This window comes from Citrobacter sp. Cpo030 (genome assembly GCF_030333005.1).
Classification (GTDB): Bacteria; Pseudomonadota; Gammaproteobacteria; order Enterobacterales; family Enterobacteriaceae; genus Citrobacter; species Citrobacter portucalensis.
The window spans coordinates 207,611-221,839 of record NZ_JAOWGT010000067.1; the positions used below are offsets into that span (position 1 = coordinate 207,611).

At 51.4% G+C, this 14,229-nt stretch carries 11 protein-coding genes; 8 read left to right on the plus strand and 3 right to left on the minus strand.

The window, feature by feature from the left end:
* Positions 1-59: 59 nt before the first annotated feature.
* The 5 genes from iaaA to gsiD are packed head-to-tail and all read left to right on the plus strand — an operon-like array spanning position 60 to position 6,331.
* On the plus strand, positions 60-1,025 hold the full coding sequence (gene iaaA / locus OGY37_RS13975; protein ID WP_003836974.1) for a beta-aspartyl-peptidase: 966 nt from the start codon (positions 60-62) through the stop codon (positions 1,023-1,025).
* Complete coding sequence (gsiA, locus tag OGY37_RS13980; protein WP_286546902.1) at positions 1,012-2,883, plus strand: glutathione ABC transporter ATP-binding protein GsiA; 1,872 nt, start codon at positions 1,012-1,014, stop codon at positions 2,881-2,883. Before iaaA ends, gsiA begins: the two co-directional genes overlap by 14 nt.
* A gap of 28 nt (positions 2,884-2,911) precedes the next feature.
* A complete protein-coding gene (gsiB, locus tag OGY37_RS13985; RefSeq protein WP_126318710.1) occupies positions 2,912-4,450 on the plus strand; it encodes a glutathione ABC transporter substrate-binding protein GsiB in 1,539 nt (512 codons plus the stop codon).
* 46 nt (positions 4,451-4,496) lie between these two features.
* Positions 4,497-5,417, plus strand: a complete 921-nt coding sequence (gsiC, locus tag OGY37_RS13990; RefSeq protein ID WP_048235754.1) for a glutathione ABC transporter permease GsiC — start codon at positions 4,497-4,499, stop codon at positions 5,415-5,417.
* 2 nt (positions 5,418-5,419) lie between these two features.
* Complete coding sequence (gene gsiD, locus OGY37_RS13995; protein WP_003831612.1) at positions 5,420-6,331, plus strand: glutathione ABC transporter permease GsiD; 912 nt, start codon at positions 5,420-5,422, stop codon at positions 6,329-6,331.
* A 71-nt stretch (positions 6,332-6,402) separates the two neighbouring features.
* Here the strand turns inward: gsiD and rimO are convergent, their stop codons facing one another.
* Positions 6,403-7,710 carry a 30S ribosomal protein S12 methylthiotransferase RimO gene (gene rimO / locus OGY37_RS14000; protein WP_003831616.1) on the minus strand — a complete coding sequence of 436 codons (1,308 nt, stop codon included), beginning with the start codon at positions 7,708-7,710 and terminating at the stop codon, positions 6,403-6,405.
* A 468-nt stretch (positions 7,711-8,178) separates the two neighbouring features.
* Between rimO and glgP the strand changes: the two genes are divergently transcribed.
* The gene (glgP, locus tag OGY37_RS14005) at positions 8,179-10,629 is read left to right on the plus strand and encodes a glycogen phosphorylase (RefSeq protein ID WP_126318708.1); all 2,451 of its coding nucleotides are present in this window, start codon (positions 8,179-8,181) and stop codon (positions 10,627-10,629) included.
* Between the two features lie 35 nt (positions 10,630-10,664).
* Here the strand turns inward: glgP and OGY37_RS14010 are convergent, their stop codons facing one another.
* Positions 10,665-11,588 (minus strand): LysR family transcriptional regulator, encoded by a 924-nt coding sequence (locus tag OGY37_RS14010; RefSeq protein WP_063940643.1) that lies wholly within the window; start codon positions 11,586-11,588, stop codon positions 10,665-10,667.
* 220 nt (positions 11,589-11,808) lie between these two features.
* On the opposite strand from OGY37_RS14010, the gene bssR reads away from it, so the two are divergent.
* Positions 11,809-12,192: a biofilm formation regulator BssR gene (gene bssR, locus OGY37_RS14015; protein ID WP_008784229.1), complete on the plus strand. Its 384-nt coding sequence runs from the start codon at positions 11,809-11,811 to the stop codon at positions 12,190-12,192.
* 102 nt (positions 12,193-12,294) lie between these two features.
* Positions 12,295-13,392: a PQQ-dependent sugar dehydrogenase gene (locus OGY37_RS14020; protein ID WP_286621032.1), complete on the plus strand. Its 1,098-nt coding sequence runs from the start codon at positions 12,295-12,297 to the stop codon at positions 13,390-13,392.
* Positions 13,393-13,397: 5 nt separating this feature from the next.
* Here OGY37_RS14020 and OGY37_RS14025 read toward each other — a convergent pair whose 3' ends face one another.
* Complete coding sequence (locus OGY37_RS14025; protein WP_003831628.1) at positions 13,398-14,024, minus strand: glutathione S-transferase family protein; 627 nt, start codon at positions 14,022-14,024, stop codon at positions 13,398-13,400.
* Positions 14,025-14,229 lie beyond the last annotated feature (205 nt).

Consider the following 14,229-nt stretch of genomic DNA (forward strand, 5'->3'; position numbering starts at 1 on the left):
AAGTCACAGAAATTCTGATATTTATAACCCCGGTACCTGCCACCTAATGGACGAAAAAAATGGGTAAAGCAGTCATTGCAATTCACGGCGGCGCAGGGGCTATCACCCGTTCGCAGCTGAGTCAGGAGCAAGAGTTGCGTTATATTCAGGCGCTGTCGGATATCGTTGAAACCGGCCAGCGGATGCTAGAGGACGGTCGTAGCGCACTGGATGTGGTGACCGAAGCCGTGCGCTTACTGGAAGAGTGTCCGTTGTTTAATGCCGGAATTGGCGCGGTATATACCCGTGATGAAACCCATGAACTGGATGCCTGCGTGATGGACGGTAACACGCTTAATGCGGGAGCCGTTGCCGGAGTCAGCCATTTACGCAATCCGATTCTCGCGGCGCGCCTGGTAATGGAACATAGCCCACACGTCATGATGATAGGTGAAGGGGCTGAGAACTTTGCCATTGCGCAGGGTATGGAACGCGTATCAGCGGATATTTTCTCTACGCCAGAACGCTATGCTCAACTGCTGGCGGCGCGAACAGCGGGTGAAACGGTGCTGGACCATAGCGCGAGCCCGCTGGATGAAAACAACAAAATGGGTACCGTGGGGGCGGTCGCGTTAGATATGTTTGGCAATCTGGCGGCCGCAACATCGACCGGTGGAATGACCAACAAATTACCGGGGCGGGTGGGTGACAGTCCGTTGGTCGGCGCAGGCTGTTATGCCAATAACGCAAGTGTGGCAGTCTCCTGCACCGGAACCGGGGAAGTCTTTATTCGTGCGCTGGCGGCCTATGACATTGCGGCGTTGATGGACTATGGCGGTCTGAGTTTATCGGAGGCGTGTGAACGCGTAGTAATGGAAAAATTACCGGCGCTCGGTGGCAGCGGCGGTTTAATTGCTATCGATCATGAGGGCAATGTCGCCTTGCCGTTTAATAGCGAAGGCATGTACCGCGCCTGGGGATACGCAGGCGATACGCCAACCACCGGTATTTATCGGGAAAAAGGAGATAGCGTTGCCACACAGTGATGAGCTTGATGCCAGCGACGTGCTGGCAGTCAACAATCTGAATATTGCCTTTGAACAGGAGCAGCAGCGCGTCAGTGCGGTGCGCAATCTGTCATTTCGCCTGAAGCGTGGCGAAACGCTGGCGATCGTGGGCGAATCCGGTTCAGGAAAATCGGTAACAGCCTTGTCGCTGATGCGTCTGATTGAACAGGCAGGCGGCGAAGTCAGCTGCGATGAAATGCTGCTACGACGCCGTAACCGACAGGTTATTGAGCTGGGTGAACAGAGCGCATCACAAATGCGTCACGTGCGCGGTGCGGATATCGCGATGATCTTCCAGGAGCCTATGACATCGCTCAATCCGGTGTTTACCGTGGGCGAGCAGATTGCAGAGTCTATACGCTTGCACCAGGGCGCCAGCCATGAAGAGGCGATGGTAGAAGCGAAGCGAATGCTCGATCAGGTGCGTATCCCCGAGGCGAAGGCGATTTTATCGCGATATCCACACCAGCTTTCCGGCGGTATGCGCCAGCGGGTGATGATCGCCATGGCACTGTCGTGTCGCCCTGCGGTTTTAATTGCCGATGAGCCGACGACCGCGCTGGATGTCACCATTCAGGCGCAGATCCTGCAACTGATAAAAGTGTTGCAGCAGGATATGTCGATGGGAGTGATCTTCATTACCCACGATATGGGCGTTGTGGCGGATATTGCTGACCGCGTGCTGGTGATGTATCAGGGCGAGGCGGTAGAAACCGGCAGCGTTGAACAAATTTTTCACGCTCCCCAGCATCCCTATACCAAAGCGCTGTTGGCAGCCGTGCCGCAGCTTGGGGCGATGAACGGGCATGAGCTTCCGCGCCGTTTCCCGCTCATTTCATTGCACGATCCCAGTCATGTAGAACCGCAGACCGAGCAGGACACCGTGGTTGAAGGCGAGCCTATTCTGCGGGTACGTAATTTGGTGACGCGTTTTCCTCTACGCAGCGGCATTCTAAATCGCGTGACTCGCGAGGTGCATGCAGTGGAAAACGTCAGCTTTGACCTGTGGCCGGGAGAAACGCTCTCACTGGTGGGGGAGTCGGGCTGCGGGAAATCCACCACCGGGCGGGCGCTGCTGCGCCTGGTTGAGTCTCAGCGTGGGGAAATCATTTTCAACGGACAGCGTATTGATACCCTTGCTGCCAGCAAGTTGCAGCCGCTGCGTCGGGATATTCAGTTTATCTTCCAGGATCCGTATGCCTCGCTCGATCCGCGCCAGACTGTGGGATATTCCATTCTGGAGCCGCTACGGGTACATGGATTATTGCAGGGCGATGCGGGGTCAAAACGGGTTGCATGGTTGTTGGAACGTGTAGGCTTGCTACCTGAGCATGCCTGGCGCTATCCGCATGAGTTTTCCGGCGGTCAGCGTCAGCGTATCTGTATTGCACGGGCATTGGCGCTCAATCCCAAAGTGATTATTGCCGATGAATCTGTCTCGGCGCTGGATGTTTCAATTCGTGGGCAAATCATCAACCTGATGCTCGACCTGCAGCGAGAATTGGGTATCGCATATCTGTTTATTTCCCACGATATGGCGGTAGTGGAACGGATCAGTCACCGTGTGGCGGTGATGTATCTGGGGCAGATCGTTGAGATAGGCACCCGGCGGGCGGTGTTTGAAAATCCGCAACATCCGTACACTCGCAAGCTGATGGCGGCAGTTCCGGTCGCCGATCCATCCCATCACCGTCCCCAGCGCGTGCTGTTGTCGGACGATATCCCCAGCAATATTCGCAAACGTGGCGAAGAGATTTCCCCCGTTTCGCTCCAGTTAGTTGGTCCGGGGCATTATGTTGCGCGTGGGCAACCAGAAAATGCGCTTTCGCGTTTATAACAGGCAGGCAGGGTTTAAGGAGAATAACATGACAAAAATTGTTGCTCGAAAATGGCTGGTTGCTGTGGGAGTGGTCTCTGCACTGGCCGCATCGCCTGGCTGGGCCGCCAAAGATGTGGTGGTGGCGGTGGGATCCAATTTCACGACGCTCGACCCCTATGACGCGAATGACACGTTGTCGCAGGCGGTAGCGAAGTCGTTTTATCAGGGGTTGTTTGGCCTTGATAAAGAGATGAAACTGAAAAATGTGCTCGCGGAGAGTTATACGGTTTCTGATGATGGGCTGACCTATACCCTTAAGCTGCGTCAGGGGGTGAAGTTTCAGGATGGCACCGACTTCAACGCCGATGCGGTTAAAGCTAACCTCGATCGGGCCAGTAACCCGGAAAACCATCTGAAACGTTACAACCTGTATAAGAATATCGATAAAACCGAAGTCGTCGATCCGTCGACGGTGAAGATTACGCTGAAACAGCCGTTCTCTGCCTTTATCAATATTCTGGCGCACCCGGCAACGGTGATGATTTCTCCCGCCGCGCTGGAGAAATACGGTAAGGAGATCGGTTTCCATCCTGTGGGGACCGGGCCGTACCAGCTTGATACCTGGAATCAGACGGATTTTGTGAAGGTTAAGAAGTTCGCGGGCTACTGGCAGCAAGGGCTGCCAAAGCTGGATACGATTACCTGGCGTCCGGTGACCGACAACAACACGCGTGCAGCCATGCTACAAACTGGGGAAGCGCAGTTTGCCTTCCCAATCCCTTACGAGCAGGCGGCGTTACTGGCGAAGAACAAAAACCTGGAACTGGTGGCCAGTCCGTCTATTATGCAGCGTTATATCAGCATGAACGTCACGCAAAAACCGTTCGACAACCCAAAAGTGCGTGAAGCGCTGAACTATGCCATCAACCGCCAGGCGCTGGTGAAAGTGGCTTTTGCTGGTTACGCGACGCCGGCAACCGGCGTTCTCCCCCCGTCGATAGCCTATGCGCAAAGCTATACGCCGTGGCCCTACGACCCGGCGAAAGCGCGCGAACTGCTGAAAGAAGCAGGTTATCCGAACGGTTTTACCACTACGCTATGGTCTTCGCATAACCACAGTACCGCGCAGAAAGTGCTGCAATTTACCCAGCAGCAGCTGGCGCAGGTGGGCATTAAGGCTCAGGTTACAGCGATGGATGCTGGTCAGCGCGCCGCGGAAGTGGAAGGGAAAGCGCAGAAAGAGAGCGGGGTACGGATGTTCTACACCGGCTGGTCGGCGTCTACGGGTGAAGCTGACTGGGCGCTGTCACCGCTGTTTGCATCACAAAACTGGCCGCCAACTCTGTTTAACACGGCGTTCTACAGCAATAAGCAGGTGGACAGTGATTTATCGGCAGCGTTGCAAACTAACGATCCGGCGCAGAAAGCGAAGCTGTACAAAGACGCGCAGGATATTATCTGGAAAGAGTCGCCGTGGATCCCGCTGGTAGTGGAAAAACTGATTTCGGCGCACAGCACCAGGTTGACCGGATTCTGGATCATGCCGGATACCGGATTTAGCTTTGATGATGCGGATTTAAAATAAGCTATTCATTCGGCCCCGCAGCCCAGGGGCCGGCGAAGGGAGCGTGATGCTTAACTATGTTTTCAAGCGCCTGCTGGGGTTGATTCCAACTCTGTTGATTGTTGCGGTGCTGGTATTTTTATTTGTTCATCTGCTACCCGGCGATCCGGCCCGGCTGATTGCCGGACCGGAAGCTGACGCCGAGGTGATTGAATTGGTGCGTAAGCAGCTGGGTCTGGACCAGCCGCTGCATGTTCAGTTCTGGCATTACATGACCAACGTGTTGCAGGGCGATTTTGGCACGTCGATGGTTTCTCGTCGCCCGGTTTCTGAAGAGATAGCCAGTCGTTTTATGCCATCACTATGGCTGACTATTGCCAGTATGGCGTGGGCGGTATTGTTTGGTATGACGGCGGGGATCATTGCTGCCGTATGGCGAAATCGTTGGCCGGACAGATTAAGCATGACGCTGGCGGTCACCGGGATCTCGTTCCCGGCGTTTGCGCTTGGCATGCTGCTGATGCAGATATTCTCCGTTGAGCTCGGTTGGTTACCCACCGTTGGCGCTGACACCTGGATGCACTATATCCTCCCGTCTATTACGCTGGGCGCGGCGGTGGCTGCGGTGTTAGCCCGATTTACTCGCGCCTCGTTTGTTGATGTGCTCAGCGAAGATTATATGCGTACCGCGCGCGCTAAAGGGGTGAGTGAAACCTGGGTGGTGTTAAAACATGGTCTGCGTAATGCGATGATCCCGGTGGTCACCATGATGGGACTACAGTTTGGCTTTTTGCTTGGTGGATCAATCGTGGTTGAGAAGGTGTTCAACTGGCCAGGGCTTGGGCGACTGTTGGTGGACTCCGTCGAAATGCGCGACTACCCGGTGATTCAGGCCGAGGTACTGTTGTTTTCTCTGGAATTTATTCTTATTAACTTAGTGGTGGATGTGCTCTACGCTGCCATTAATCCGGCTATCAGGTACAAGTAAGGATGCGATTTTTTAACTGGCGCCGACAGGCGATTTTAAATGCGATGCCCCTTGTTAAGCCAGAGCAGATACGCACACCGTGGCATGAGTTCTGGCGTCGGTTCCGTCGACAGCACATGGCGATGGTCGCTGGGCTGTTTGTATTGCTCCTGATCATGGTGGCGATTTTTGCCCGCTGGCTGACGCCATTTGATGCCGAGAATTACTTCGATTATGACCGTTTGAATGATGGGCCGTCGATGCTGCATTGGTTTGGCGTTGACTCACTGGGACGGGATATTTTTAGCCGCGTGCTGGTTGGCGCGCAAATCTCGCTGGCGGCAGGAGTCTTTGCCGTGTTTATTGGCGCGGCGATTGGTACGGTACTGGGGCTGCTGGCGGGATACTACGAAGGCTGGTGGGATCGACTGATCATGCGAATCTGCGATGTGCTGTTCGCCTTTCCGGGGATATTGCTGGCGATAGCCGTGGTCGCCGTGCTGGGCAGCGGAATTGCTAATGTGATCATTGCCGTGGCCATTTTCTCCATTCCAGCCTTCGCGCGCCTGGTGCGCGGGAATACGCTGGTGCTGAAGCAACAGACGTTTATTGAGTCTGCGCGCAGTATTGGTGCCAGCGATGCGACCATCATCTTCAACCATATTCTGCCTGGAACGGTCTCATCGATCGTGGTCTTCTTTACCATGCGAATTGGTACGTCGATTATCTCTGCCGCGAGCTTGTCATTCCTGGGATTAGGCGCACAGCCGCCGACGCCGGAGTGGGGGGCAATGCTTAATGAAGCGCGCGCTGATATGGTGATCGCGCCGCACGTGGCGATTTTCCCGGCGGTAGCGATATTCCTGACGGTGCTGGCGTTTAACTTACTGGGAGATGGTCTGCGCGACGCGCTGGACCCGAAAATTAAAGGGTAAACCGTAGGCCGGATAAGGCATTGCCGGATGCGGCATAAATGCCTTATCCGGCCTACGTTGGGTTACGCTAATTAAACGCGGGTGCCCCACAGATCGTATTCATCTGCGTTTTCGACCTTCACGCGGATGATATCGCCAGGTTTCACCTTGGTTTCACCATTCAGGTATACCGCGCCGTCGATTTCTGGAGCATCAGCCATGCTACGACCAATTGCGCCTTCTTCGTCAACTTCATCAACGATAACCAGAATCTCGCGGCCCACTTTCTCCTGCAAACGTTCAGCAGAGATCTGCTGCTGCAATTGCATAAAGCGGTTCCAGCGTTCTTCTTTCACCTCTTCCGGGATTTGATCCGGCAGGTCATTAGCGCCAGCGCCTTCTACCGGGCTGTATTTAAAGCAGCCCACGCGATCCAGACGCGCTTCCTTCAGGAAGTCGAGCAACATCTGGAAGTCTTCTTCCGTTTCACCCGGGAAACCAACAATGAAGGTGGAGCGCAGCGTCAGTTCAGGGCAGATTTCACGCCACTGCTTGATGCGCGCCAGCTGTCTGTCCACGGAGCCCGGGCGTTTCATCAGTTTAAGAATACGCGGGCTGGCATGCTGTAACGGGATGTCCAGATACGGCAGGATTTTGCCTTCCGCCATCAGCGGGATCACATCATCAACGTGCGGGTAAGGGTAGACGTAATGGAGGCGCGTCCAGATCCCCAGTTTTGATAACTGTTCGCACAGATCAACCATGCTGGTTTTGACCGGCTCGCCGTTATGGAAACCGGTACGATGCTTCACATCTACACCGTAAGCAGAGGTATCCTGAGAGATTACCAGAATCTCTTTCACGCCCGCATCGACCAGACGCTTGGCTTCGCTGAGGACGTCGCCAATCGGACGGCTCACCAGATCGCCGCGCATGGATGGAATAATGCAGAACGTGCAGCGGTGGTTACAGCCCTCGGAAATCTTCAGATAGGCGTAATGGCGAGGAGTCAGCTTAACGCCCTGCTCAGGAACCAGGCTCTGGAACGGGTTGTGTTTTGGTTTTGGCACATAGTGGTGAACGTGCTCCAGAACCTGTTCATAGCTATGCGGCCCGGTGATTTCCAGTACCTTCGGGTGGACTTCACGGATCTGATCGACTTTCGCGCCCAGACAGCCGGTGACAATCACCTTACCGTTCTCATTCAGCGCTTCGCCAATTGCTTCCAGGGACTCCTGAACCGCACTGTCGATAAAGCCGCAGGTATTAACGATAACCATATCCGCGTCGTCGTAGCTTGGCACAACATCATAGCCTTCGGTACGAAGTTCGGTCAGGATGCGCTCAGAATCGACGAGGTTTTTCGGACAACCTAGTGATATAAAACCAATTTTTGCCATTTTCTTATACTGTACATTGCTCGTAATCGGGGGATTATACAGATGCCTTCACGGTACATCTATATCTGATCAGCATAAGACGGAGAGAATAAAGAGCGATACCTATAAAGAGTAGATCGGTCAGTGAAAGGTGTTTAGTGAGTCTAATTCCGGCTTTAAGTGCCGCTTCTTGGCTATAGACACTCATTATCGTAAATTTTATCTCGTCGAGCGTTACTAATGAGGTTTAATTTGAAAGATATTGTTTTGAAGTCGAAACTTGAAATGGCTAAAACTCTTTATGCTAATGGTGTGAGTTTATATTATATCTCACTTGCCACAGGCTTAAGTTGGCGTGTATTAATGACAGAATTAACGTTCATCGCCAGTCATGAAAATATTCGACAAAAATCTAACGCTCACGTACCCAAACTTTAAATAATTCACCTGTCTATTACCATCCTACAAAATTTGAAAGGTAACGTTAATATGTATATTTCGCCACTTCCGGTCGCCACGGACTCTGATGTTGATAAACTTAGAGATGATATTGCTAATAAACTTTTATTCACTATTGGCAAAGATCCCGCAATCGCCACGAAACGGGAGTGGCTTAATGCGACGTTATATGCGGTACGCGATCGGATGGTCGAGTGCTGGCACCGTTCTAATCGGGCGCAATTCTCTCAGGATGCGCGCCAGGTATATTATCTGTCGATGGAATTTTTAATTGGTCGTACGCTATCCAATGCATTGCTCTCTTTAGGTATTTATGACGAAGTCAGAAGCGCGCTGGAGGCAATGGGGCTTGAACTGGAAGAACTGATTGATGAAGAAAACGATCCCGGGTTAGGTAATGGTGGTCTCGGTCGTCTGGCGGCCTGCTTCCTTGATTCACTGGCGACGCTTGGGTTGCCGGGATGTGGATACGGTATTCGTTATAACTACGGTATGTTCAAACAAAATATCGTTAACGGTGTACAAAAAGAGTCGCTGGATTATTGGCTGGAATACGGTAATCCCTGGGAGTTCAAACGTCATAATACGCATTATAAAGTACGTTTTGGCGGGCGTGTTCAACAGGAGGGGAATAAAACCCGCTGGCTTGAAACTGAGGATATTCTGGCCGTGGCGCATGATCAAATTATTCCAGGTTATGCGACGGACACGACTAATACGTTACGCTTGTGGAACGTGCAGGTGAATAGCGAAGTTAATGCGGGCAAACTGAATCAGCAGGCCGACTTTGCTACTGAAGTGGAAAACAAATACCACTTCGATCGTATCTCGCGGGTTTTGTACCCGGATGATTCCACCGATGCGGGGCGTGAATTGCGTTTACGCCAGGCCTATTTCTTGGCCTCGGCGACGATTCAGGATATTCTGAGTCGTCATTATCAGTTGCACAAAACATACGACAATCTGGCCGATAAAATTGCGATTCACCTTAATGATACGCATCCGGTACTGGCGATCCCTGAGTTGATGCGTTTATTGATTGATCATCATCAGTTTAGTTGGGATAACGCGTTTGACGTGACCTGTCAGATTTTTTCTTATACCAACCATACGTTGATGAGTGAGGCGCTGGAGACCTGGCCAGTAGAAATGCTAAGTCGAATTTTGCCGCGCCATTTGCAGATTATTTTTGAGATTAACGATCGTTTTCTGAAGACCTTACAGGAACGTTATCGTAATGACAGCGATCTACTGAAACGTGTGTCGTTAATTGATGAATCCAATGGTCGCGTCGTTCGTATGGCCTGGCTGGCAGTAGTTGTCAGTCATAAGGTTAACGGCGTGTCGGCATTGCATTCAAAACTGATGACCGAATCACTGTTTGCAGATTTTGCGAATATTTTTCCCCTGCGTTTCACCAACGTAACCAATGGTGTGACTGCGCGTCGTTGGCTGGCGCTGGCGAATCCACCGCTTGCCAAAGTGCTGGACGAAAATATCGGTGACAGCTGGCGGACTAAATTAATGCAGTTGGGCGAGCTGAAGCAGTTTATAGATTATCCGTCGGTGAATGAGGCTGTGCATCGTGCGAAACGTGAAAATAAGCAGCGGCTGGCGCACCATATTGCCACTCACTACGGCGTGGTGGTGAATCCTGATGCGCTGTTTGATGTGCAGGTGAAACGCATCCACGAGTACAAGCGGCAACTCATGAATGTGCTCCACGTTATTACACGTTATAACCGGATCAAAGCCGCGCCGGATGCCAACTGGGTACCGCGAGTGAATATCTTTGCCGGAAAAGCAGCCTCCTCTTATCACATGGCAAAACAAATTATTCGCTTGATTAACGATGTGGCGCAGTTAGTCAATAACGATCCGCAGATTGGCGGCAAACTGAAAGTAGTATTTATTCCGGATTACAGCGTCAGTCTTGCTCAGCTAATTATTCCGGCAGCCGATCTGTCAGAGCAAATTTCCCTGGCCGGGACGGAAGCCTCCGGGACCAGTAATATGAAATTCGGTATGAATGGTGCGCTGACTATCGGTACGCTTGACGGTGCGAATATCGAAATGCGCGAATACGTTGGGGAAGATAACATCTTTATCTTTGGCAATACGGCGAATCAGGTTGAAACTCTGCGACGTGATGGCTATGACCCGAGGCACATCTTTGAAAAGGATGAGGAACTTCATCAGGTGCTGACGCAAATCGGTACGGGGGTGTTCAGTCCGCAGGAGCCAGGGCGTTATAGAGAGGTGTTGGATTCATTGATTAACTTCGGCGACTACTATCAGGTGTTGGCCGATTATCGCAGCTATGTAGATTGCCAGGATTCGGTGGACGAGTTGTATCGTACTCCCCGGGAGTGGACGACAAAAACCATGCACAATATTGCTAACATGGGGTATTTCTCGTCGGACAGAACGGTTCAGGAATATGCCGACCATATCTGGCGCATAGCAAAAATTCGCGTGTAATCAGTTTTTCTAACGCTCAGCCTCTCTGGTTTTCATCACAGGGAGGCTGTTTGCAAATCAGCCAGAATAGGTGAGAGGATTTTGTGGGTATTGCTTTCTTTGCGCGATGAGGCAAACACGCTAAATTGTGGCAAGGGAAACGGAGTGTTTATTTTTTTTAGTCCATACAGCTGAGCGTGTGTTTCAAATACCTTTTCCGGGATCACCCCTAAACAATGGGTATTGGACACAATCGTCAGAATCGCCGTAAACGATGAGGTAAGCAGGCAGCGTTCTCCGGTTCTGAATTTTTTATCCACAATACTGCGATGATAAATGATTTTCTCATTCTTAGTATTGTAACCGACCAGGTTAGCATTTCTGAATTGCGCTTCACTGATGGTGTTACCATATAAAGAATTATTCTGCGAGGCCGCCAGCACCAGGCGCATATCGCATATTTTCTGGCATGAAAGACTTGCTGACTCTACAGAAAAGGTAGAAAAAACGACATCTGCCTGACGCATATTCAGCAGTTCAATAATACTCTGTTCATTCAGGTCGGCGGTAAGGTGCAGGAGGCTGATATCGGCGTCAGTCTCGATTATTCTGGCGGTGACATCTGGAATAACGATAGGGGAAATAAAAGATTCCGTATAAAGCGTTAACCTTTTCTTGGCGGCAGGCGTGGAAAGCGGCATCAGCGTTGACAGCTTATCGATAATTGGGATTGTATTATCATACAGTTCATCAGAATAGACCGTCGGTAACAGTGCATTCCCGCTACGGACAAAAAGATTATCACCCATCATTTCGCGCAGTTTTCTTAATGACTGGCTGACGGCGGAAGGTGATATGTTCAGCATGTCAGCAACTCTGGAAATGCTACCCACGCTATAGATCAAACAGAAAATGGTCAGCAGATTGAGATCTATTTTTGATAGTGTGCGTATTTTTTCTGCATCATTTGCTTTCGACATAGACCCCTCATCATCAACACCATGGCAGTAACCACATCAGGTATAGCAAAAAAAGTCAGGCGAGTCAGACACTGGGCGCCTTCGATCAGCGTACAGAATGAAGTTGTAACATTGTAAATTATGTTAATCAATTGGGCTTTATTGATGTAGGACATCTATTTGTTCAAAAAACAACCATACTATTAAGTTGCACCATAGTTGGAAAGAGGAGGAACAAAGTATGGTTGTTGACAGACTGAGAACCGATCTTCTCAACAAATTGATAAACGCCCGTATCGAACTTGCCGCTTATCTGCAGTTGAGAAAAGCGAAAGGCTACATGTCAGTTAGCGAGAGCGATCGCCTGCGTGATGTTTTTTTTGCACTGAATCGCGAATTGCACGAGCAATCACAGCTTCACGGTATGCATCTTGATCAGGAAGAGTGGAATGCCCTTCATCGTGCTGAAGGGGCGTTAGCCGCCGCCGCTGTTTGTCTTATGAGTGGACATCACGATTGTCCAACGTTTATCGCCGTTAACGCAGAGAAACTTGAAAACTGCCTGACAACGCTGACGCTGAGTATCCAGAGTTTGCAATCTTACCCAACGCTGGAACACGTCTGAATCAGGGGGAGGGCGCTCCCCCTTTTCGTCAAGATTATGTAAATGTAGCGGGATAATTCCCCTTGCTGGCTACGCTTTATGCAGAGCCATTAAGGAGGTGTTATGCGTCGACTCTTTCTCTGTGCTGCCTCATTCGCGTTACTTTCAGCTTATGCCGCTGCGGTAAAGGTAGAAGTGCTGCAAACTAAACTCGATCACCCATGGTCACTGGCTTTTTTACCCGATAATCGCGGTATGCTCATTACGCTCAAAGGTGGGCAACTTCGACTCTGGCAGCCTGATAAAGGGCTTTCCGACCCGCTGACCGGCGTACCAAAAGTCTGGGCGAATGGTCAGGGAGGACTGCTTGATGTGGCGTTAGCACCGGATTTTGTACAATCTCGCCGGGTATGGCTAAGCTTCGCTGAAGCCGACCGCGAAGGCAAAGCGGGCACCGCGGTAGGCTACGGGCGATTGAGTGACGATCTCAAACATCTGCAAGGATTTCAGACCGTTTTTCGCCAACAGCCAAAGCTTTCCACCGGGAACCATTTTGGTGGACGTCTGGTATTTGATGGTAACGGTTATCTGTTTATTGGCCTGGGAGAGAATAATCAACGTGCTACCGCCCAGGACCTGGATAAATTGCAGGGTAAATTAGTCAGACTGACCGACGAGGGCAAAATTCCGCCGGATAATCCGTTTGTGAACAAGGCGGGAGCGCGGGCAGAGATTTGGTCGTATGGCATCCGCAACCCGCAGGGGATGGCGATGAATCCGTGGAGTGATGTGCTGTGGCTCAATGAGCATGGTCCACGCGGAGGCGATGAGATTAATATCCCCGAGAAAGGGAAAAACTACGGCTGGCCTATCGCGACCTGGGGGGTTAACTACAGTGGTTTGAAAATTCCCGAAGCAAAAGGTCAAATTGTTGCTGGCACGGAACAACCCATCTTTTACTGGGAAAAGTCGCCGGCGGTTAGTGGAATGGCTTTTTACAATAGCGGTACCTTCCCGCAGTGGCGGCAAAAGTTGTTCATCGGCGCGTTGAAAGATAAAGAAGTGATCGTGCTGAGCGTTAAAGGGAATACGGTGACTGAGGATGGTCGTCTGTTGCAGGAAAGGGGGCAGCGGATCCGTGATGTGCGCGTCGGACCAGACGGTTATTTGTACGTGCTAACCGACGAGTCCGACGGGGAATTACTGAAAGTGAGTCCCTGATTTGGTTAGCTGACCGGGATCATCACGATTTTTTGAAACGCCGGGCGCTCGGTCAGTTGTTGATACCAGCGTTCCAGATGCGGGCGCGGGGTCCAGCTCAGGCCAACGTTGAACAGGTTATAGATGAACGGTGCCACAGCGATATCCGCGGTGCCAAATTCAGCCCCGGAGAACCATGGCTGGTCTGCCAGCGCGTTATCCAGAATGGCAAACAGGTTATCGCAAACTTGCTTACTTGCCTCAATGGCCGCCATATCGCGCTGATCGGCAGGTGTTCTGACCAAACCAAATAAGATAACCCGATGCGCAGGGCTTAGCGTCTGATTTGCCCAGTCCATCCATTTTTCACCGACAGCGCGCGCGGCCGGGGCGTCAATCCACAAACGTTTTTGTCCGTACTGAGCGGCCAGATAGCGGACAATGGTATTGGATTCCCACAGAACAACGTCCGTTTCATCATCGCGTAGTAGCGGGACCAGTCCGTTCGGGTTCAGTGCCAGATAGTCGGCATCGCGGTTACCGCCATGCTGCCCGCCCGCCAGAATTTGGTTATACGGCAGTTCCAGTTCCTCGAGCGTCCACAATACTTTTTTTACGTTGGTCGAGTTATTGCGACCCCACAGTGTAATCATAGTAACCCCGCAAATTAATTGAGCAGCTTTATGGCTGCAGATGCCATCTGACTAGCTCACATGGTGGGGTAAACCTAATATTTACGCAACAAAGTCTAAAAAAATCGTGCCAGGAGCAGCGCAGCGCGGCGTTATTGCATAAACTTTAAAAACTTTACCAACTTACGGTTTCTTTAAGCTCGTTAGTGCGTTATTACTCACCGCA